Raw genomic sequence first — 20,932 nt, 5'->3', positions numbered from 1 at the left:
CGCCGGCATGGGGGCGCTCCGTCTCGTTCTGGGCGACCAGCTCAGCGACGGCCTGAGCGCCCTTTCGGATATCCGGGACGGTGACGTCATCCTGATGGCCGAGGTTGCCGAAGAGGCGACCTATGTGCGGCATCACAAGCAGAAGATCGTGCTGGTGCTGGCGGCCATGCGGGCCTTTGCCGAGTGCCTGCGGACGTCCGGCCATACGGTGCGCTATGTCACCCTGGACGACGCGGCCAACAGCGGCTCGATCGCCGGTGAAGTCCGCCGGGCCGTCAAGGATCTTGAATCTGACCGCCTGATCCGCACCCGATGCGGCGAGTGGCGCCTCGAGGAAGCGCTCAACGCCCTCGCGAACACCCTGGACGTGCCCGTCGAGACCCGGGAGGACGACCGCTTCATCTGTTCAGCCGACCGCTTCCGGGACTGGGCCAGCGACCGTCGGCAGCTCCGCATGGAATATTTCTATCGCGAGATGCGTCGCGACACCGGCCTGCTCATGGACGGCGACCAGCCCGAGGGCGGCGCGTGGAACTATGACGTCGAGAACCGCAAGAAGCTGCCCGCCGAACAGGCCATTCCGCCGCGCAAACGCTTCCCGCCAGACGCCTCGACCAAGGAGGTGATGGCTCTGGTGGGCGACCGTTTCGCTGATCACTTCGGCGATCTGGACGGCTTCGACTGGCCGGTCACCCGGGAGCAGGCCGGGGAGGCCCTGGACCACTTCATCGACGACATCCTGCCCGGCTTCGGCGACTGGCAGGACGCCATGGCCAACGGCGAAGCCTTCCTCTGGCACAGCCTGGTCTCGACCTCGCTGAACCTTGGCCTGCTGGACCCGCTGGAAATCTGTCAGAGGGCCGAGCAGGCCTATCGCAACGGATCCGCGCCGCTGAACGCGGTGGAAGGCTTCATCCGCCAGATCCTGGGCTGGCGCGAGTTCGTGCGCGGCGTCTACTGGCTCAAGGTGCCGGAATATCGCAAGCGGAACGCCCTGGACGCCGATCGGAGCCTGCCGTGGTTCTACTGGTCCGGCGAGACCGACATGGCCTGTGTGGCCGATGTCGTCGAACAGACCCGGACGCATGCCTATGCCCACCATATCCAGCGGCTGATGGTCACCGGCAATCTGGCCATGCTGCTGGGCGTGCACCCGGACGAGGTGGACGACTGGTACATGGTGGTGTTCGCCGATGCCTATGAATGGGTCGAGATGCCGAACACGCGCGGCATGGCGACCTATGCCGACGGCGGGATCGTGGGGTCCAAGCCCTATGCCGCGTCCGGAGCCTACATCGACCGGATGAGCGACTATTGCGCCGGCTGTGCATATGACGTGAAGGAAAAGACGGGGGAAAAGGCCTGTCCGTTCAATCGCCTCTACTGGGGCTTTCTGGAACGGAACCGCAAGGTCCTGCGCGACAATCCGCGGCTCGCCATGCCCTATCGCACCCTGGACAAATGGCCGGAGGAGCGTCGGGCGGCCCTGGTCGACGAGGCCGAAGCCTGTCGTAAGGCCCTGGGCGCCACCGTCAGGGCCTGACGCGGGCTGTGGGTGGATGGCAATCGCGTCTTGAACAGGACGCGCGAAGCGCCACATAGTTTCTGCAATGTCCGCCGAATGTCGGGGACAAGGGAGTATTTTGCCGATTGCGGGAAATGCTCCGCAGGCCGGGCCCTGTTGGCCGGCCAGGAGAGTAGAATGTCCGAGACCAGAACCCTTCCCGTCCTGCCGCTGCGGGACATCGTTGTCTTTCCGCACATGGTCGTGCCGCTGTTCGTCGGGCGCGAAAAGTCCGTGCGTGCGCTGGACGAGATCATGAAGGGCGAGAAGCAGATCCTGCTGGCGACCCAGAAGAACTCCGTCGATGACGATCCGGGGCCTGACGCCATCTATCCGATCGGCGTGATCGCCAATGTGCTGCAACTGCTCAAACTGCCGGACGGCACCGTCAAGGTGCTGGTCGAGGGCAAGAGCCGCGCACGCCTGACGCGCTTCACCGACCAGACCGAATATTTCGAAGCCGAGGCCGAGGACATCGCGGATGAGTCAACCGACGCCTCGCGCGCCGAGGCCCTGTCGCGCGCGGTGGTCGAGCAGTTCGAAAGCTATGTGAAGCTCAACAAGAAGGTGCCGCCCGAGGCCCTGACCTCCATCCCGCAGATCACCGATGCGTCGAAGCTGGCCGACTCGGTCGCCGCCCATCTGTCGGTGAAGATCGCCGACAAGCAGGCGCTGCTGGAGACCGTCGATGTCGCCGCGCGCCTGGAGGGGGTCTATGCCCTGATGGAGGGCGAGATCAGCGTCCTGCAGGTGGAGAAGAAGATCCGCAGCCGCGTGAAGCGGCAGATGGAGAAGACCCAGCGCGAGTACTATCTGAACGAGCAGATGAAGGCGATCCAGCGCGAGCTGGGTGAGACCGACGACGCCCGTGACGAGGTCATGGAGCTGGAGAAGCGCATCCGCAAGACGCGCCTGTCCAAGGAGGCGCGCGCCAAGGCGGACGCCGAGGTCAAGAAGCTGCGCAACATGAGCCCCATGTCGGCCGAGTCGACCGTGGTGCGGAACTACCTCGACTGGCTGCTGGGTATCCCCTGGGGCAAGGCGCGGTCCAGGCCGATCAATCTCGACAAGGCCGAGTCCATCCTCGAGGAGGACCACTATGGGCTCGAGAAGGTCAAGGAACGCATCATTGAGTATCTGGCGGTTCAGGCCCGCACCGGCAGCCTGAAGGGCCCGATCCTTTGCCTGGTCGGCCCTCCGGGCGTCGGCAAGACCTCTCTGGCCGAGTCGATCGCCAAGGCGACGGGCCGCGAGTATGTGCGGATGTCGCTGGGCGGCGTGCGCGACGAGGCCGAGATCCGCGGCCACCGCCGGACCTATATCGGCTCTATGCCCGGCAAGATCATCCAGTCGATGAAGAAGGCCAAGACGACCAACGCCTTCATCCTGCTGGACGAGATCGACAAGCTGGGTGCCGACTGGCGCGGCGACCCCTCGTCGGCCCTGCTCGAGGTGCTGGATCCGGCCCAGAACTCGACCTTCGGCGACCACTATCTGGAGGTCGACTACGACCTGTCGAACGTGATGTTCGTCACCACGGCCAACAGCCTGAACATGCCCCAGCCGCTGCTGGACCGCATGGAGATCATCCGGGTCTCGGGCTACACCGAGGACGAGAAGGTCGAGATCGCCAAGCGCCACCTGCTGCCCAAGCTGGCCAAGGACCATGGCCTGAAGGACGGCGAATGGATAGTGCCGGACGACACCATCCGCGACCTGATCCGCTATTACACGCGCGAAGCCGGCGTTCGCTCGCTCGAGCGCGCGCTGGGCGGACTGGCCCGCAAGGCGGTCCGGGAAATGGCCCGCACCAAGGCCCTGTCCATCACGGTCGATACGGACAAGCTGCCCGACTATGCCGGCGTGCGGAAATTCCGTCATGGCGAGACGGACACCGAGGACCAGGTCGGCATCGTTACCGGTCTGGCCTGGACCGAGTTCGGCGGCGACATCCTGACCATCGAGGCGATCAAGATGCCGGGCCGCGGTCGCATGACCGTAACCGGCAACCTGAAGGATGTGATGAAGGAGTCGATCTCGGCGGCCGCCAGCTATGTGCGGGCCCGGGCCCTGACCTTCGGGGTCAAGCCGCCGGTGTTCGAGAAGACCGATATCCATGTGCACGTGCCCGACGGCGCGACGCCCAAGGATGGCCCCTCGGCCGGCGTGGCGATGACGGTGGCCATGGTTTCGGTGCTGACCGGCATCCCGGTGCGCAAGGATATCGCCATGACCGGCGAGATCACGCTGCGGGGTCGCGTCACCGCGATCGGCGGCCTGAAGGAGAAGCTGCTCGCCGCGCTCCGCTCTGGGGTCAAGACCGTGCTGATCCCGCAGGAGAACGAGAAGGACCTCGCCGACGTGCCGGATACGGTGAAGCAGGCGCTGGAGATCGTGCCGGTGTCGACGGCGGACGAGGCCCTCAAATGGGCCCTGGTCGGCACGCTGACGCCGGTCGAATGGGACGAGGTGGCTGAACCGCTGCCGTCGGCCATGCCCGGCAAGGATCCGGGCTCCGACGCCGTCATCAGCCACTAGAGCCTCATGTCCAGACCCGAACTGATCGGCCGCATCGCGCGTGCGGCCGGTCTCACCCCCGATCAGGCTCGCCTCGCTCTGGAAGCGACACTGGAGGGGATTTCCGAGGGTCTGGCCGCGGGCCGGACGGTTCGTCTCACGGGCTTCGGCGCCTTTGTGCCCGTGGACCGGGCCGAGCGGGCAGGGCGCCACCCGGCGACGGGTGAGCCGCTTCTGCAGCCCGCCACGCGCACGGTTCGCTTTCGCCCGGGCGAAGGGCTGAAAAGCGCCTTGAACGGCTGAGGCCGCGCAGGCATAGGCATAGGCACAGGGACGGGCGGCTAGCTCAGCTGGTCAGAGCACCTCGTTTACACCGAGGGGGTCGGGGGTTCGAACCCCTCGCCGCCCACCAGATACGACAAGGGCCGCCGGATCGCTCCGACGGCCCTTTCTCGTGGTCCGGTGCTGCCCCTAGAAGCGGAAGCTGGCCCGCAGCAGCAGCATGTAGCGCATGTAGTCGCCGATCATTTCGGCGTCGGCGCTGACGCTCAGCATGCCCAGTTCGTTACCCACGTTCAGGCGGAAGCCGATGATCGGTCCGCCGCCCTCGATGGAATCGGGGTCGAGGCTGAACGACGGGCCACCGCTGGCGAAACGGGCGATGGTGGCGCCCGGATCGACCGAGATGTTCTGGCGCCAGCCGATCCGGAATTCCGGCTTGAGCCAGCTGTTCTCGCCGAGGCTGTAGGCGATGTTCATGGCGGCCACAGCCGAGAACATGTGACCGTCGCGCTCGTCGATGATCAGGTCGAACGAGTCCCCGCCTCCCACCTCTTCACGGGCATCTTCGCTCAGCGAGAAGTACTCGGCATAGACCTCGGGGCGCAGGGTGAAGCGACCGTAGTCCCGCTCGTAGGACGCACCCCCGGCGGCGGCCAGGGTGAAGCCGTTCCAGCTCGAGGTGTTGTTCAGGTTCAGCCCGCCGCCCACGAACTGGCGGTCCGCGTCGAACGAGGCATAGCCCGCCGCCGCGCGGGCCCAGGTGGTCCAGTATTGGCCCTGGGCCCGCCAGTAGAGGCCGAGCTCGACCAGATTGGCGGTCAGGTTCTCCTGCGCCTCGGACTCGGGGTCCTCAAGGTCGGACGAGGTGAAGGCAATGCTGACACCCAGGGCGCCGTTGCCGGTCCCGTATTCCACGCCGCCCGCGACGCCGAAGCCTTCCGAACGGAAGCCGTAGCTGTCGGTCTTGTCCTTGTCCGCGTAGAAGGTGATTTCCTGCACCCAGGCGCTGGTCTCGCCCGGCGCTGCCGAGGCGTTGCGCCCGACGAGGGCGCGCGTCACGGCGTCCACGCCGCTGGCCAGCGACAGCAGCGGACCACCCGAGTGATCGGGCAGCATCTGCTCATACAGGTCGATGAAGCCATCGCGGTCGGTCTGGGTGATGAAGGCATTCAGAATGCCCGAATCGCGATCCAGCGCGTCGTAGATGGCGTCGTAGGCCGAGGCCTCGACGGAGATCAGACCGGCTTCCTCAGCCGTCCGGCGCCGGACGTCCACATAAACCTGGTTGTTCGGCAGGTCGGCGCCTGCATCCACGACGAAGAGGTAGGGCGAGTTCTCGGCCATGCCGGCCAGATCGAGCTCCCCGAAGTTCAGGGCACCGGCGTCGATCACCGTGAAGCGGCTGGGGCCGTCGATGAGCGAGGTGAAGCGGACACCCAGCTCAGCACCATCCGCGATATTGGCCGTTCCCGAGACGTTGAACCCCGAGTTGGTGCCGGCATCGCCGTCAATGGTGAAGACCAGACGGCCGTCGGCGCCGACATCAAGATTGGAGATGTCGACCGCGGAGGTGCTGCGATTGTCCAGGATGCCGTCGGCTACATCGATATCCAGCAGGGCGTCGCTGTCGCTGAGCGCGCCCACGACGCGAGCGCCTCCGGTGATGCTGAGCGTATCCAGCCCGTCTCCGAACGAAATGTCGCTGAGCACGACGCCGTTGCGGATGTCGACCGTGTCGGCCCCCGATCCGAGCAGGATCGCTCCGACCATGACCGGCTCGTCAGCGTCGGGCACGCCATCCCCATCGGCGTCGGGATTGTCTTCCGTCGCCGTGCCAGGAATGCCGTCCTGGATCAGGGTGACACCGGTGGTGTTGGCCTCGACATTGATAAGGGTGGCCGTCCCGGTCAGGGGGTCGCCATCCTGATTGGGGGAGAGATTGGCCTGCATCGATCCGGTATTGGTGATCGAGGTCAGGGTCCCGCTCAGGTCCAGAATGCCGGTCAGATTGGCCGTACCGCCAGCAGAGGAGGCCAGGAACTGGCCATTGTTGGTGAAGCTGGGCAGGTCGGCGCCCGCCTCGATCAATACAGTCGTGACATTGCCGCCTTCGGAGGAGGAGGAGGCTGCGGTCAGGGCACCGTTGTTGATGAGCTGGGGTGTGGTGGCACCGTTTGCCAGGCGGATGGCCGTCGAGTCGGCATCGTAGCTCAGGGCCGCTATCGTTCCGGAGTTGAGGATGCCGCCTTCGATGATGACTGCCTGCCCGCCGTCCACGCCGAACCGGATGGCGTTCGCGGTTACACCGTCATAGACGCCCTGGGCGGCAACCTGCCCCTGGTTGATGAAGCCATAGGCCAGATCTCCCGTGCCGGCCAGGCCCAGGGTAATGTCCTGGGTAGCCGAGCCGACCTGAATGGCCGGAGCCTCTCCGTAGACGTTGATCTGGGCAGCCCCCTCCTGGGCATCCGGAATGCCGTCGCCGTCCTCATCGGGATTGTCGGTGTCGGTATCGGTGGGGGCCCGGCCAAACGTCACGCCACCGGCGACATTGCCCGCGATAATGACAGCCGGCCCGCCCTGCAGCAGGTCGTCCGCATCGAGATTGGCGATGGCTTCCTCGGTCGGTCGGCTCGTATACCGGTAGCCGGTCGCCGATACGGAGCCCTGGATGTTCAGGCCGCCGCTGATATCGCCGAACATGCCAATGGCGGTCGAGCCCTCTCCGACCGCATTGATGCTGCCCGCAAGATAGACAATGCCGTCGATATCGCCGAGCGCCCGCACGGCTGTGCTGTTGTTTCCGACCACGCGAATCGTGCCGCGAGAAATCAGGTTCCCCACCAGGCCGGTCTCGAGCGACATCCCGTACGAGCTGTTCCCCTCGACGAACACCGTCGACCCGGTCAGCAGTTCGATATTGCCGGTTACGTCGCCGGCGCCCGTCAGGCGGATGCCATAGCGATCCGAACCGGTAGCGAAGGGGCCGTCCAGATCGCCGTCGCCGTCATCGTCCTTCGGATCCGTAAAGGTGTCGGTGATTGTGATGGAGCCGCCGATACGGAGTCCGGTCGTCGTGCCGCCCTCGACCAGAACGCCTGTCGAGCCGCTCCCGGACTCGATCATCGAAATGACCCCCTTGTCCTCAATCTCGAACGTGTTGTTCGAGTTGACGGTGACCGCCGTGCCCGACGTCAGGGTTATGGAACCGCCATTCCGGAGGAAGATATTGGCAGCCCCGCTGCCGGTCGCATTCGCCGTTGTAATCGGCGTCGTGCGGTTGGTGTCGATCACCAGGTCCTGCGCTTGCGCGCCACAGGCGAGAAGAAGGGGGGCGACAGCCGCTGCGGTCGCATAGAGATAACGCATTCGGAACAAACCCCTCGTGGAAACGCGCGAGCTTTCAGGTGCGCCCCCTCTAGCAGGAGCTAACCCGTTCTGCCCCAAGTTTCTCGAATTTGAGGCGAATGCAAGGCCGTTGGCCCTTTTTGGCCCCCTCAGCCGCCGGATGTGACTTGCGCAAATCAATATCGAAGTGATATCATTTCGATATATCTGGAGGGTGCAAATGACTGACGCTCAAACTCAATCCCGCAGTGGCTCGCATGCCCTGTCGCGGGAATATCCGGCCCGTACCGGCAACGGCATTCTGATGCTGCTGGTTTCGCTGGTCCTGATGGTTGCGGGGGGTGCCGCCGTGCTGATCAATCCCGATGCGGCGCTTAATGTGGTCGGCGGGATCCTGCTGGTTGTGGTCGGCTTCATCCTGATGTGCGGCCTCTATGCGCTGCAGCCGAACGAGGCGATGGCTATCCTGCTGTTCGGGGACTACCGGGGTACGGATCGCAAGACCGGCCTGCGCTGGGTCCTGCCGTGGTACTCGCGCAAGAAGATCAGCCTCCGGGTCCGTAACCTGACCAGCGACAAGCTGAAAGTGAACGACAAGCGCGGCAATCCGATCGAAATCGCGGCCAACGTCGTCTGGCGGGTCGAGGATTCGGCCCAGGCCCTGTTCGATGTCGACGACTTTCGGGCCTTCGTGAACATCCAGGTCGACACGGCCCTGCGAGACATGGCGGCCCACTATGCCTATGACCACGGCGAGGATCATGAACTGACCCTGCGCTCAGACGCCGAAGAGGTCGCGACCCGGCTGCGCGAGGAACTGGTCGGCCGCATCGCGGTCGCGGGCGTGGCGGTGGATGAAGCCCGTATCGCCCACCTGGCCTATGCGCCCGAGATCGCCGGTGCCATGCTCAAGCGTCAGCAGGCCGAAGCCGTGCTGGGTGCGCGTCGCCTGATCGTGCGCGGCGCGGTCGAAATGGTGGAGAATGCGCTGGAGGACCTGAACACCCGCGGCGTCGTCGACCTGGACGAGGACCGCAAGGCGGCCATGGTGTCGAATCTCCTGGTCGTGCTGTGCGCTGATCGTGAGGCCCAGCCCGTCGTCAATACGGGGACCCTGTACGGGTAGGGGAGCGGATGGCGAAGGACCGCAAAGCCTTTTTGTTCAGAGGTTCGCCCCAGGTCATGGCGGCCGTCGAAAGACTGGCCGCCGCTGACCTGCGCTCGGTCAATGCCCAGGTTGAAATTCTGCTGCGGGAGGCCCTGGCGCGACGCGGCCGTCGGGTCGAGGACGATACGCCGGGCACGGACGAGGCTTGAGATTGCCACCCGTCAGGGGTACGGGCGCTTATGGTCAAGCCGAAGTCTTCCAAACGCCGGAAAGCGCTCTCCGAAGGATCGGGCCGCGAAGGCGGTCTGAAACTGGCCCGCAGTCTCCGGGGGCAGGATGTCCAGGAAACCGAGCTCAGGCTGATCCCCGGGCTCGATGAAGAGGTCTCCGAAGCCTTTGAGGGCGTGCGCCGCGTGGCGACCGACCCGCGGCCCAGGCTGGTCGACACCACCATGCTGTATGCGCCCCGCTCGGGGGGGGTGAAGCGGTACCTCCTGTCCAAGAAGGCCTGGCTGGCCGAAAACCGCCCGGACGTCGCCCACAGCCTGGTCGTGCCGGGTGCGAAGCACCGTGTCGGGGCCGATGACATCGTTCGCCTGCATGCCGCCAAGCTGCCGTTCGGTGACGGCTATCGCTGGCCGTCGTCGGTACGCCGCTGGGGCGCCTGGGTGTCGGCGCTCAAACCCTCGGTGATCGAGGCGGGCGATCCCTATACGCCCGGGCAGGGGGCGCTTGAGGCCGGCCAGCGGGTCGGCTGTCCGGTGATCGGTTTCTGCCACTCGGATCCGGCGGGCCTCGCAGCCCTGCACTTCGGCGAATGGGCCAAGAAGCCGGTCGAGAAGCGCTGGGCCCGCCTGTTCTCGCAGTTCGACGCGGTGGTCTCGCCCAGCCGCTTCATTGCCCGCCGTCTCGAGGAAGCCGGTATCCAGAACATCGTCATCCGGCCGCTGGGGGTGGAGATCGACACCTTCCGCCCGGACCGTCGCGACCGTCAGTGGCTGCTGGACCAGCTGGGCCTGCCCGACAGTGCGCGCCTGCTGTGCTTCGCGGGGCGACCGGCCAAGGAAAAGAACATCGACGTCCTGATCGAGGCGGTCCAGCTGCTCGGTGAGCCCTATCATCTGGTGCTGGTCGGGGCCGGTACGGGCATGCCGCCCGAGGACCGGGTGATCGCCATGCCGTACGAGACCGATCCCAAGGCCGTGGCAAAGATCATCGCCAGTTGCGACGCCTTCGTGCATGCCAATGACAAGGAGCCCTTCGGCCTGATCGTGCTGGAGGCCATGGCGTGTGGCCGCCCTGTGGTGGGCGTCAACGCCGGCGGCGTGGCCGAGACGGTCGACACCGAGGTTGGTCAACTGGCGGATCGCGCCGAGCCGCGCGCCTATGCCGAGGCGGTCTCCGCCCTGTTCGAGCGCGATATCGAGGCCATCGGGCGGGCCGCCCGCATCAAGGCCGAGACGCGCTTCGCCTGGAACCGGGTGTTCGAGGACCTGTGCCGCGTCTATGGTGAGGCCAGCGGCCAGAGTGCCTTCATGCGCGGTGGAAACGACACATGAGAAGCCTGATCATCGGGATCGCCGCCGCCTGCGGCCTGACCCTCGCGGCGGGCGCGGCCTCGGCCCAGACCGTCTACATCGTCCGTCACGCCGAAAAGGCCAGCGACACCGAGCGCGACCCGGCTCTGTCGGACGCTGGAATGGCCCGGTCGACAGCGCTTGCGGCCCTGTTCGCAGAGGATGCCCCGGATCTGGTCGTCGTCAGCCCCATGCAGCGCACGCGTCTGACGGCGGCACCGACCATCGAGGCCTCGGGCGCCTTCGTCGCCATCAGCCCGCTGGACGCGGGTGTGGAGGGCCATGTCGAGACCATCCGACGGGGTGTGATGGCCCTGCCGGAAGATGCCGTGGTGCTGATTTCCGGGCACAGCAATACGGTCCCGCTGATTGCACGGGCGCTGGGCTATGAGACGCCCGACATGCCCGAGTGCGAATATGACCGGCTGATCCGGATCGAGCTTCGCAATGGCGAGGTGTCGGGCGAGACCCTCAGGTACGGCGCGCCGTCCAACTGCTGAAGCCTGACCATTCGGAACAGGCCGCCCGCATGGCGCATTGCCCTTCTGAACCCACAGGAGGCCAGCCATGGACGACCGCTTCGACGCGCGCGCCGAGAAAATTGCCGATCAGGAACGCGAGATCCAGGAACGGATCGACGACAAGGATGCCCGCTCGGGCGATTCGGAAGAGCAGGGGGCGGTGCAGGCCGGCGCCCGGCGCTATCCGGAGCCCCCATTCCCGAAACAGCACCAGACCAAGCCGGGTGACGAGGCCGCCCTGGATCCCCAGCCGATGTACGATGCGCCCTTCTGGAAGGGCTCGGGCAAGCTTGAGGGATCCGCGGCCCTGATCACCGGCAGCGATTCGGGAATCGGGCGGGCCGTAGCGGTCCTGTTTGCGCGCGAGGGCTGCGACATCGCCATCTGCCACCTTGATGAGGAAGGGGACGCCGAGGACACCCGCAAGGCGGTCGAGAAGGAAGGCCGGAAAGCGATCGTACTGAAGGGTGACGTCTCGGACCCGGCCTTTGCCAAGGCAGCAGTCAAAGCCACGCTGGACGCTTTCGGCCGGCTGGACGTGGTGGTGCCGAATGCCGCTTTCCAGGAGCATGTGCCGGCGTTCGAGGACCTGACCTTTGAGCATTTCGATCGCACGCTGAAGACCAACCTCTATGGCTATTTCAACATCTGCCAGGCGGCGGTCCCGCATCTGAAGAATGGCGGAGCGATCGTGATGACCGGGTCGGTGACCGGCATCATGGGCAACGACCAGCTGCTCGACTATTCGATGACCAAGGGCGGCATCCACGCCTTCGCGCGGTCACTGGGCACCCATCTGGCGCCGCGCGGCATCCGGGTGAATGTGGTGGCCCCGGGCCCGGTCTGGACCCCGCTCAACCCGGCGGACCGCGATGCAGAGGGTACGTCGAAATTCGGCTCGGGGACGGTGATGAAGCGCCCCGCCCAGCCGGAAGAGATCGCTCCGGCCTATGTCTTCCTCGCGTCACCCCAGTGCTCGAGCTACATCACCGGCGAGGTGCTGCCGATCATCGGGGGCTACAGCGGGGGGTAGGGGAGAGGGAACGCGGCGCCATTCCGAACCAGGTCAGGAATGGCGCGAGTGACGGGGCTCGAACCCGCGACCTCCGGCGTGACAGGCCGGCACTCTAACCAACTGAGCTACACCCGCGTTTCCCGTTCAGGCGTTGCCGCCCGAAGGAGGGCGTCGTTTAGGCGGGGCCTCGGCAGACGTCAAGCGGGTCAATGCTGCAAATTTCACAATCCGGCCCCGACGCGCTTCCGGGGCCGGATCGACTTGGCCCAAAGCGGGCGTTTGCGAACAATTCTCAAGAAAAACCTTTTGCCGCATGGGTTTGAACCGCGCGCGGCTTAGGTCTAGAAAGCGCCGATTCCGCCGTCTCCCCGGTGCGCGAGGCCCCCTCTTATGAATGCGTTTCTGCTTGAATATCTGCCGGTCGTGATTTTCCTCGCGATCGGAGCGGTGATCGGCATCCTGTTCATGGTCGCGGCCTGGGCGATGGCGCCGACCAATCCCGACAGCGAAAAGCTCTCGGCCTATGAGTGCGGGTTCAACGCCTTTGACGACGCGCGCATGAAGTTCGACGTGCGATTCTATCTGGTGTCGATCCTGTTCATCATCTTCGACCTCGAGGTCGCCTTCCTGTTCCCGTGGGCGGTGTCGATGTTCGACCTGTCGACGGGCGGCATGGTGTTCGCCTTCTGGTCGATGATGGTCTTCCTCGGCGTGCTGACCGTCGGCTTTATCTACGAGTGGAAACGAGGAGCCCTGGAATGGGAGTGATCGTCACCCCGGACGGCCGCCCGGCCAGCCCGGCCTTCGGTCAGGGCGCCCGCGCCACGGTTCAGGGCTATGACCCGAAGATCCACGACAAATTCTTCGAGGCGGTCAACACCGAGGTCGGCAAGGAAGGCTTCCTGACGGCTTCGCTGGACGACGTCATCACCTGGGCGCGTACCGGCTCGCTGATGTGGATGACCTTTGGTCTGGCGTGCTGCGCCGTCGAGATGATGCAGGCGTCGATGCCGCGCTTCGACATGGAGCGGTTCGGCATGGCGCCCCGCGCCAGCCCGCGCCAGTCGGACCTGATGATCGTGGCCGGCACCCTGACCAACAAGATGGCTCCGGCCCTGCGCAAGGTCTACGACCAGATGCCCGATCCGCGCTATGTCCTGTCGATGGGCAGCTGCGCCAATGGCGGCGGGTATTATCACTATAGTTACAGTGTTGTACGCGGTTGTGACCGGGTCGTGCCGGTGGACGTGTACGTGCCCGGGTGCCCGCCGACGGCCGAGGCCCTGCTGTACGGCCTGCTGCAGCTGCAGAAGAAGATTCGTCGCACGGGGACGATCGACCGATGAACGCGCTGGAAGCCCTGACCGCCCTCGAGACGGCGCTGACGCCCCTGGGTACCGAAATGGTCGCCGAGCTGGGCGTCGAGGCCTATGTGGCCCATGGCGAGTTGAACCTGGTCGCCGATCGCGAGTCGATCGTGACGGTTCTGACGACCCTGCGTGATCGCTTCGGCTTCCAGCAGCTGATCGATGTGTGCGGGGTCGACTATCCGGACCGCGAGGCGCGGTTCGAGGTGGTCTATCACCTGCTGTCGCTGACGCGGAACGCGCGGTTGCGCGTCAAGGTGTCGACCGACGAGACGACGCCGGTGCCCAGCGTGACGGCGGTCTATCCGGCGGCCGACTGGTTCGAGCGGGAGGCGTTCGACATGTACGGCATCCTGTTCTCGGACCACCCGGACCTGCGCCGCATCCTGACCGACTATGGCTTCCAGGGGCATCCGCTGCGCAAGGACTTCCCGATGACCGGCTATGTCGAGGTTCGTTACGACGAGGCCGAGAAGCGGGTCGTCTATGAGCCGGTCAAGCTGAACCAGGAGTTCCGCAATTTCGACTTCCTGTCCCCGTGGGAAGGGGCCGACTATCCGGCGCCGGTCCTGCCGGGCGACGAGAAGGCGGGGAGCAAGGCATGACGAACCTGACGCCGACGTCCGCGACGGGCGGAACGACCGTCTTCGACGACATGCCGATGGAGCATGACGGCCGGACCGCGCACGCGCGCGAGATGGACGAGCGCAAATTCACCATCAACTTCGGACCCCAGCACCCGGCCGCGCACGGCGTGCTGCGTCTTGTGCTGGAGCTGGACGGCGAGCTGGTGACGCGTGTCGATCCGCACATCGGTCTGCTGCACCGCGGCACCGAAAAGCTGATGGAAGCGCGCACCTACCTCCAGAACGTGCCCTATCTGGACCGGCTGGATTACGTCGCGCCGATGAACCAGGAGCACGCCTTCTGCCTGGCCATCGAAAAGCTGCTGATGCTGGACGTGCCGTACCGGGCCCAGCTGATCCGCGTGCTGTTCTCGGAAATCGGCCGGATTCTCTCGCACCTGCTGAACGTGACGACCCAGGCCATGGACGTCGGCGCCCTGACCCCGCCGCTGTGGGGCTTCGAGGAGCGCGAGAAGCTGATGGTGTTCTATGAGCGGGCCTGCGGCGCGCGCATGCACGCCAACTATTTCCGGCCGGGTGGCGTCCACCAGGACATCACGCCCCAGCTGATCGACGACATCGACCGCTGGTGCAAGGAGTTCCCGAAGGCGCTCAAGGACATCGACTCGCTCGTCACCGAGAACCGCATTTTCAAGCAACGCAACGTCGATATCGGCGTGGTGTCCAAGGAACAGGCGCTGGCCTGGGGCTTCACCGGCGTGATGATCCGCGGTTCGGACATCGCCTGGGACCTGCGCAAGTCGCAGCCCTATGAGTGCTACGCCGAGCTGGAGTTCGACGTGCCGGTCGGCAAGAACGGCGACTGCTGGGATCGCTACCTGTGCCGCATGGAAGAGATGCGCCAGTCGGTCCGCATCATGGAGCAGTGCATCCATCGGCTGCGCAACTGCCCCGGCGAGCCGGTCATGGTCGAGGACAACAAGATCGTCCCGCCGCGCCGCGCCGAGATGAAGCGGTCGATGGAAGCGCTGATCCACCACTTCAAACTCTACACCGAGGGTTTCCACACCCCCGAGGGTGAGGTCTATGCGGCCGTCGAGGCGCCCAAGGGCGAGTTCGGCATCTATCTGGTCTCGGACGGCACCAACAAGCCGTACCGGGTCAAGATCTCGGCGCCCGGCTTCCGCCACCTGCAGGCCATGGACTGGATGAATCGCGGCCACATGCTGGCGGACGTTTCGGCTATCCTGGGCTCGCTCGACATTGTGTTCGGCGAGGTGGATCGCTGATGCAGGGCTTTGCCGTCCAGCCGGTTTTCACGACGACGCAGGCGATCTGGTTCGCGGCGCTGCTGACGCTGGGCGTCGTGGTGCAACTGGCCTTTTCCCCGCGTCGGCGCGCGATCATGGGCGGCCTGTCCTTTGCCACGGCCTCGGCGCTGGTGGCCATGCCCGGCGCGGCCGGGGTGACCCTGGTGCGCGGCGCCTACCGGCTCGGCTATCTGGAAGAGGGCCGGGGCTTCATCGATGCGAACCTGCGCTCGCTGGTCTGGATGAGCGGGGCCATCATGGCCGGCCAGCTGGCCATGCGCTTTCTGCCGCCGTTCTCGCTGCTGACGGGGGCGCTGCGCGATGCCGGCCGCGACGTCTGGCGCGCGCGTCTGGGCCGCTGGATGGGAGGGGCACGATGAGCGACACCCCCCTGAGCGATCTGGTGCGTCAGGGCTGGCAGGTGGTCAGCTATTCGGTGACGGATTCCAGCGGTGAAACCTGGCACCACAATTTCCTTCTGGCCCGCAACAGCCAGCACAAGGTTCTGACTGTGCGCAAGAAAATGCTGGGCGACGGCTTGGTCGCCTCGGAAATGGAAGTCTGATGAGCGTTCGTCGTCTCGCCAAGGAACAGCCCGCCTCGTTCGCCTTCTCGAAGGCGACCAAGGCCAAGTGCGACTGGTGGATCCAGAAATATCCGGCCGACCGCAAGCAATCGGCTGTGATCCCGATCCTGTGGCTGGTCCAGAAGCAGGAGGGCTGGGTGTCCGAGCCCGCCATCCGCGCCATTGCCGAACTGCTCGACATGCCGACTATCCGGGTGCTTGAGGTCGCGACCTTCTACACCATGTTCATGCTGGAGCCGGTCGGCACCAGCGCCCTGATCCAGGTCTGCGGCACGACGCCCTGCATGCTGCGCGGCGCCGGCGACCTGATGGACGTCTGCAAGAAGAAGATCGGTCCCAAGGACCGCCTGTCGGCCGACGGCCGCTTCACCTGGCAGGAGGTTGAGTGCCTGGGCGCCTGCGCCAATGCGCCGATGGCCCAGATCAACGACTATTATTTCGAGGACCTGTCCGCCGACGACATGGCGCAGATCATCGACGACTTTGCGGCCGGCAAGGCGCCGAAGCCCGGCAGCCGCGTCGGGCGCGCCAGTTCCGAGCCCGAGGGCGGGGCGCTGACCCTGACCGATCCGAAGCTGTATGACGGCTCGGCCGCCAAGCCGATCAAGACGCTGCCAAACTCCGAACCCGAAAAGGCGCCGGCATGATCGACGCGCCCGATCTGGAAACCGAAGGAGGCCGGGCGGCCTATCGCCGGGAGCTGCGCGGTGTCGGACTGCCCGTGCGCGCCGCAGGCCTCGCCCTGATCCTTCTGGCGGCCGTCTTCGTGGTCCTGGCCTCGCGCGGCATGCTGGGCCTGAGCGAGGACGCGGTCGTCATCGGCTATGGCATGCTGGCGTTCGGCTGGGCGCTTGTGATCACCGCTGTCTTCATCCGCACCCGGCACCACCGGCAGCGCATGCAGACCCTGAACCGTGAGACGTCTCTCTGATGGTCGGTATTCTTCAAGACAAGGATCGCATCTTCACCAACCTGTACGGCCTCCAGGACTGGACGCTGGACGGGGCGAAGAAGCGCGGCGCGTGGAATGCCACGAAGGACATGCTGGACCTCGGGCGGGACTGGGTCATCACCAACGTCAAGAATTCGGGCCTGCGCGGCCGCGGCGGCGCCGGATTCCCGACCGGTCTGAAGTGGTCCTTCATGCCCAAGGAGGTGAAGGACCGGCCGCATTATCTGGTGGTCAACGCGGATGAGTCGGAGCCCGGCACCTGCAAGGACCGCGAGATCATGCGCCATGATCCGCACCTGCTGATCGAGGGTTGCCTGATCGCCAGCTTCGCGATGCAGGCGCACGCCTGCTACATCTATCTGCGCGGCGAATATGTGCTCGAGCGCGAGCGCATGGAGGCTGCGGTCAAGCAGGCCTATGACGCCAGGCTGATCGGCAAGAACAATGTCCACGGCTGGGACTTCGACGTCTACATCCACCACGGCGCCGGCGCCTATATCTGCGGCGAGGAGACGGCCCTGCTGGAGAGCCTTGAGGGCAAGAAGGGCCAGCCGCGGCTGAAGCCGCCGTTCCCGGCGGGCGCGGGCCTTTACGGCTGCCCGACCACGGTCAACAACGTCGAGTCGATCGCGGTGGTGGGCACCATCCTGCGGCGCGGTGCCGACTGGTTCGCGGGCTTTGGTCGCCCGAACAACACCGGCACCAAGGTGATGTCGATCTCGGGCCATGTGAACCGCCCGTGCAATGTCGAAGAGGCGATGTCGATCCCGCTGAAGCAGCTGCTGGAAGAGCACTGCGGCGGCGTGCGCGGTGGCTGGGACAATCTCAAGGCCGTGATCCCGGGTGGATCGTCGGTGCCGCTGATCACGCGGGACATGGCCGAGACGGCCCTGATGGATTTCGACAGCCTGCGCGAGATGCAGTCGGGCCTCGGCACCGCAGCCGTGATCGTCATGGACCAGTCGACCGATCTGGTGAAGGCGATCGCCCGCATCAGCTATTTCTACAAGCACGAGAGCTGCGGCCAGTGCACGCCGTGCCGCGAGGGCACGGGCTGGATGTGGCGCGTGCTGGAACGGATGGCTGTCGGTGAGGCCGATCCGACTGAGATCGACCTGCTGCTCGACGTCAGCAAACAGGTCGAGGGCCACACCATCTGTGCGCTCGGCGATGCTGCGGCCTGGCCGGTTCAGGGCCTGATCCGCCACTTCCGTCACGAGATCGAGGACCGCATCTCGCAATACCGCAGCAGCCGCGCGAACTTCGCCGGCCATGCGATCGCAGCGGAGTAGGGGATGAACGCGTGGTCGGGCATTACCTTCGCAATCCAGATGCTCGTCATCGCAGCAATGCTTTGGTGGGTATATGCACTGGGTATCGCGATGGCGGTGGCGGTGTTTTTCATCGCCAGGAATCGACGCCTGAAGCGGTGGGCTGTGGCGAGCCTTGCCGCGCAGTTCGCCCCGGTTGTCCTGTTCGTGCTCGTCTTTCCCATCGGTTTAATTGAAATTGCCGTCAATCGTGCGCTTCCCAACGATATCGTGGGCTGGGCCAGCGTGATTGCCATGGGCGTGGGACCGCTGCTGTCCGTGCTGCTTGTTGTCAGGCTGGCGATTGGCCTGCTGGCAAGCGTCCTGAGCCGGACATCGAAGCGTGAAGGCCCCGGGGTCCTTCACTCTGTGCCGTTTATTCTCGGCGCCTGCCTGGTTCTGGCCGCCTGCGGTGAGCCGGCGAGTGAGCCTGCGGAGGCGCCGGCCACGCCGGACGTACAGCCGACCGCTGTCGCCGAGCCGGCTGCGCTGGGCGAGGCCGCGCGCGCGACCGTGTGTCAGGCCGGCGTCGGTGCCGTCTATGGGCAGTCGGGCGCCGATGTCATGGTGCTGGACCGGGCCGGAAACATCGTCACAGTGGGCTGGCGCGCGCCGGTCGACGGCGGCCAGCTGACGGCGGAATGCCGGATCGAGGGTGATCGGGTACTGTGGCGCCCGCTGGATCGCCCGGTGGCCGGGGAGAACCGCTGGATGGACCAGCCGGAAGACCCCGTCGTCACCTATGCGCTCGACGGCTCGACCCTGACGGTCAGCCAGAGAATGCCTGATGGAACGACCACGACGACCGTTCAGGCCGTCACGACTGAAGAAGAGGCCCGCTGATGCCCGTCGCCAAGGTCAACGGCGTAGACGTCGAATTCGAGCCCGGCATGACCGTGCTGCAGGTGGCGGAGCGCGCCGGGGAAGAGATCCCGCGCTTCTGTTATCACGAGCGGCTGTCGATCGCCGGCAACTGTCGCATGTGCCTGGTCGAGGTGAAGCCCGGACCGCCCAAGCCGCAGGCGTCTTGCGCCCTGCCGGCCGCCGACGGCCAGGAGATCTTCACCGACACGCCGATGGTGAAGAAGGCCCGCGAAGGGGTGATGGAGTTCCTGCTCATCAACCACCCGCTGGACTGCCCGATCTGCGACCAGGGCGGCGAGTGCGACCTGCAGGACCAGGCCATGGGCTATGGCCGTGACGGCTCTCGCTATGCCGAGAACAAGCGCGCGGTCGAAGAAAAGCACATGGGTCCGACCATCAAGACCTATATGACGCGCTGCATCCAGTGCACGCGCTGTGTGCGCTTCATCACCGAAGTGGCGGGCGTGCCGGACATCGGCATGATCTCGCGCGGCGAAAGCGCCGAGATCACCACCTATCTGGAAAGCTCGGTGAACTCCGAGCTTTCGGGCAACGTCAATGATCTGTGCCCGGTCGGCGCCCTGACGCACCGTCCGTGGGCCTATCACTATCGTCCCTGGGAACTGAAGAAGACCGAGACCATCGACGTCATGGACGCGCTGGGCTCGAACATCCGCGCCGACTATCGCGGGTCCGAGGTGATGCGCATTCTTCCGCGCGTCCACGAGGGCATCAATGAGGAATGGCTGTCGGACAAGAGCCGCTATGTCGTCGACGGCCTGACAACCCGGCGCCTGGACCGCCCCTTCGTGCGCGAGAACGGCAAGCTGCGCGCCGCGACCTGGGACGAGGCCCTGGGCGTGGTTGCTGACAAGCTGAAATCTGCGGCTGCGGACCGGATCGGCGTCGTCGCCGGCGACCTGCAGGACGCCGAATCCATGAAGGCGGCGCTGGACCTGTTCCGCGCGCTGGGTTCGCCCCACACCGACTGCCGTCAGGACGGCGTGGCCCTGGGCGGTGACGCCCGCGAGGGCTGGCTGTTCAACTCGGGCCTGGCCGGGATCGAGGCGGCCGACGCCGTGCTGATCGTGGGCGCCGACCCGCGCGCCGAGGCGCCGCTGCTGAATACCCGCCTGCGCAAGAGCTGGCTGGCCGGCAATACGCAGATCGCCCTGATCGGCGAGCAGGTCGATCTCAGCTACGATTACAACTGGTTGGGCGCCGGGTCTAAGATCCTGTCGAAGCTGCCGAAGGCGGCCGCTGACATGCTGTCGAACGCCGAACGCCCGGCCATCATCGTCGGCGCGGGCGCGCTGGCGGGTGAAAACGGACCGGCGGTGCTGAATGCGCTGGGCGCGCTGGCGAAGAAGCATGGCGTGGTCAGCGACGGCTGGAACGGCTTCAACGTCCTGCACACGGCGGCCAGCCGGGTCGCCGGTCTGGACATGGGCTTTGTCCCGGGTGAGGGCGGTCTGTCGGCCGTCGACATGGTCAAGAAGGGCAAGCTGGACGTGCTGGTCCTGCTGGGGGCCGACGAGATCGACGCCTCGGCCTCGGGCGCCTTCACCGTCTATGTCGGCAGCCACGGGGACCGGGGTGCACACGGCGCCGATGTGATCCTGCCGGGCGCGGCCTATACCGAGAAGTCGGGCCTGTATGTGAACACCGAGGGTCGGGTGCAGATGGCCGAGCGGGTCGTGTTCCCCAAGGGACAGGCCAAGGAAGACTGGGCCATCCTGCGCGCCCTGTCGGAGCGCGTCGGCCAGACCCTGCCGTACGACACACTCGACCAGCTGCGCCTGCGGCTGATGACCGATCACGTCACCTTCGGACGGATCGACTATCTGGCACCGGCGGCATCCTTCGATCCGTCGAAGCTGGGCACCAGGGGCGACCTGGGCGACGTCGCTTTCGCCAGCCCGGTGCGTGACCCGTATCTTTCCAACCCGATCGCGCGGGCCAGCGCGACCATGGCCGAGCTGTCCGCCCAGCGGATCGCTCCGGTCGCGATGGCGGCGGAGTAA

Annotated in this window: 20 protein-coding genes and 2 tRNA genes; 20 read left to right on the top strand and 2 right to left on the bottom strand. The window is 65.8% G+C overall.

Annotated elements, in window-relative coordinates; all coding sequences use genetic code 11:
• The first annotated feature begins 7 nt into the window (after nucleotides 1–7).
• The 4 genes from J7346_RS12105 to J7346_RS12090 all read left to right on the top strand — a co-directional run bounded on the left by J7346_RS12105 (nucleotide 8) and on the right by J7346_RS12090 (nucleotide 4,493).
• Nucleotides 8–1,543, top strand: a complete 1,536-nt coding sequence (locus tag J7346_RS12105) for a cryptochrome/photolyase family protein (RefSeq protein ID WP_209120195.1) — start codon at nucleotides 8–10, stop codon at nucleotides 1,541–1,543.
• 159 nt (nucleotides 1,544–1,702) lie between these two features.
• Nucleotides 1,703–4,102, top strand: a complete 2,400-nt coding sequence (gene lon, locus J7346_RS12100; protein ID WP_209120194.1) for an endopeptidase La — start codon at nucleotides 1,703–1,705, stop codon at nucleotides 4,100–4,102.
• A 6-nt stretch (nucleotides 4,103–4,108) separates the two neighbouring features.
• The gene (locus J7346_RS12095) at nucleotides 4,109–4,384 is read left to right on the top strand and encodes an HU family DNA-binding protein (protein WP_209120191.1); all 276 of its coding nucleotides are present in this window, start codon (nucleotides 4,109–4,111) and stop codon (nucleotides 4,382–4,384) included.
• Nucleotides 4,385–4,416: 32 nt separating this feature from the next.
• Nucleotides 4,417–4,493: transfer RNA gene (locus J7346_RS12090), tRNA-Val, on the top strand.
• 59 nt (nucleotides 4,494–4,552) lie between these two features.
• Here J7346_RS12090 and J7346_RS12085 read toward each other — a convergent pair.
• Complete coding sequence (locus tag J7346_RS12085; RefSeq protein ID WP_209120190.1) at nucleotides 4,553–7,732, bottom strand: autotransporter outer membrane beta-barrel domain-containing protein; 3,180 nt, start codon at nucleotides 7,730–7,732, stop codon at nucleotides 4,553–4,555.
• 199 nt (nucleotides 7,733–7,931) lie between these two features.
• On the opposite strand from J7346_RS12085, the gene J7346_RS12080 reads away from it, so the two are divergent.
• The 5 genes from J7346_RS12080 (at nucleotide 7,932) to J7346_RS12060 (ending at nucleotide 11,950) form a co-directional block, all read left to right on the top strand.
• Entirely contained in the window at nucleotides 7,932–8,837 is a 906-nt protein-coding gene (locus J7346_RS12080) for an SPFH domain-containing protein (RefSeq protein ID WP_245157834.1), read from the top strand.
• Nucleotides 8,838–8,893: 56 nt separating this feature from the next.
• Nucleotides 8,894–9,028 (top strand): hypothetical protein, encoded by a 135-nt coding sequence (locus J7346_RS15145; RefSeq protein ID WP_280636514.1) that lies wholly within the window; start codon nucleotides 8,894–8,896, stop codon nucleotides 9,026–9,028.
• A gap of 30 nt (nucleotides 9,029–9,058) precedes the next feature.
• Nucleotides 9,059–10,378, top strand: coding sequence for a glycosyltransferase (locus J7346_RS12070; protein WP_209120188.1), 1,320 nt, complete (start codon nucleotides 9,059–9,061; stop codon nucleotides 10,376–10,378).
• On the top strand, nucleotides 10,375–10,896 hold the full coding sequence (locus J7346_RS12065; RefSeq protein ID WP_209120187.1) for a phosphoglycerate mutase family protein: 522 nt from the start codon (nucleotides 10,375–10,377) through the stop codon (nucleotides 10,894–10,896). The genes J7346_RS12070 and J7346_RS12065 overlap by 4 nt, the downstream gene beginning before the upstream one ends.
• Nucleotides 10,897–10,963: 67 nt before the next feature.
• A complete protein-coding gene (locus J7346_RS12060) occupies nucleotides 10,964–11,950 on the top strand; it encodes an SDR family oxidoreductase (RefSeq protein ID WP_209120186.1) in 987 nt (328 codons plus the stop codon).
• Between the two features lie 40 nt (nucleotides 11,951–11,990).
• On the opposite strand, the gene J7346_RS12055 is transcribed toward J7346_RS12060, so the two are convergent.
• Nucleotides 11,991–12,067: transfer RNA gene (locus J7346_RS12055), tRNA-Asp, on the bottom strand.
• Nucleotides 12,068–12,322: 255 nt separating this feature from the next.
• On the opposite strand from J7346_RS12055, the gene J7346_RS12050 reads away from it, so the two are divergent.
• From J7346_RS12050 to nuoG, 11 genes are read left to right on the top strand one after another with little or no spacing between them, the layout of a single operon-like run.
• Entirely contained in the window at nucleotides 12,323–12,700 is a 378-nt protein-coding gene (locus J7346_RS12050) for an NADH-quinone oxidoreductase subunit A (RefSeq protein ID WP_209120185.1), read from the top strand.
• The gene (locus tag J7346_RS12045) at nucleotides 12,670–13,278 is read left to right on the top strand and encodes an NADH-quinone oxidoreductase subunit B (RefSeq protein ID WP_209120184.1); all 609 of its coding nucleotides are present in this window, start codon (nucleotides 12,670–12,672) and stop codon (nucleotides 13,276–13,278) included. Before J7346_RS12050 ends, J7346_RS12045 begins: the two co-directional genes overlap by 31 nt.
• Nucleotides 13,275–13,904, top strand: a complete 630-nt coding sequence (locus J7346_RS12040; protein ID WP_209120183.1) for an NADH-quinone oxidoreductase subunit C — start codon at nucleotides 13,275–13,277, stop codon at nucleotides 13,902–13,904. The genes J7346_RS12045 and J7346_RS12040 overlap by 4 nt, the downstream gene beginning before the upstream one ends.
• On the top strand, nucleotides 13,901–15,175 hold the full coding sequence (locus tag J7346_RS12035) for an NADH-quinone oxidoreductase subunit D (RefSeq protein WP_209120182.1): 1,275 nt from the start codon (nucleotides 13,901–13,903) through the stop codon (nucleotides 15,173–15,175). Before J7346_RS12040 ends, J7346_RS12035 begins: the two co-directional genes overlap by 4 nt.
• The gene (locus tag J7346_RS12030) at nucleotides 15,175–15,576 is read left to right on the top strand and encodes a hypothetical protein (protein ID WP_209120181.1); all 402 of its coding nucleotides are present in this window, start codon (nucleotides 15,175–15,177) and stop codon (nucleotides 15,574–15,576) included. The genes J7346_RS12035 and J7346_RS12030 overlap by 1 nt, the downstream gene beginning before the upstream one ends.
• Nucleotides 15,573–15,761 (top strand): hypothetical protein, encoded by a 189-nt coding sequence (locus J7346_RS12025; RefSeq protein ID WP_209120180.1) that lies wholly within the window; start codon nucleotides 15,573–15,575, stop codon nucleotides 15,759–15,761. The genes J7346_RS12030 and J7346_RS12025 overlap by 4 nt, the downstream gene beginning before the upstream one ends.
• The gene (nuoE, locus tag J7346_RS12020; RefSeq protein WP_209120179.1) at nucleotides 15,761–16,429 is read left to right on the top strand and encodes an NADH-quinone oxidoreductase subunit NuoE; all 669 of its coding nucleotides are present in this window, start codon (nucleotides 15,761–15,763) and stop codon (nucleotides 16,427–16,429) included. The genes J7346_RS12025 and nuoE overlap by 1 nt, the downstream gene beginning before the upstream one ends.
• A complete protein-coding gene (locus tag J7346_RS12015) occupies nucleotides 16,426–16,713 on the top strand; it encodes a hypothetical protein (protein ID WP_245157832.1) in 288 nt (95 codons plus the stop codon). Before nuoE ends, J7346_RS12015 begins: the two co-directional genes overlap by 4 nt.
• Nucleotides 16,713–18,026 carry an NADH-quinone oxidoreductase subunit NuoF gene (gene nuoF / locus J7346_RS12010; RefSeq protein ID WP_209120178.1) on the top strand — a complete coding sequence of 438 codons (1,314 nt, stop codon included), beginning with the start codon at nucleotides 16,713–16,715 and terminating at the stop codon, nucleotides 18,024–18,026. Before J7346_RS12015 ends, nuoF begins: the two co-directional genes overlap by 1 nt.
• 3 nt (nucleotides 18,027–18,029) lie before the next feature.
• The gene (locus J7346_RS12005; RefSeq protein WP_209120177.1) at nucleotides 18,030–18,887 is read left to right on the top strand and encodes a hypothetical protein; all 858 of its coding nucleotides are present in this window, start codon (nucleotides 18,030–18,032) and stop codon (nucleotides 18,885–18,887) included.
• Entirely contained in the window at nucleotides 18,887–20,932 is a 2,046-nt protein-coding gene (gene nuoG / locus J7346_RS12000) for an NADH-quinone oxidoreductase subunit NuoG (RefSeq protein ID WP_209120176.1), read from the top strand. The genes J7346_RS12005 and nuoG overlap by 1 nt, the downstream gene beginning before the upstream one ends.

The organism is Brevundimonas sp. A19_0 (genome assembly GCF_017744255.1).
Lineage (GTDB): Bacteria > Pseudomonadota > Alphaproteobacteria > Caulobacterales > Caulobacteraceae > Brevundimonas.
The sequence above is the reverse complement of the archived record's forward strand: the minus strand, read 5'-3'. Positions and strand labels throughout refer to the sequence as shown.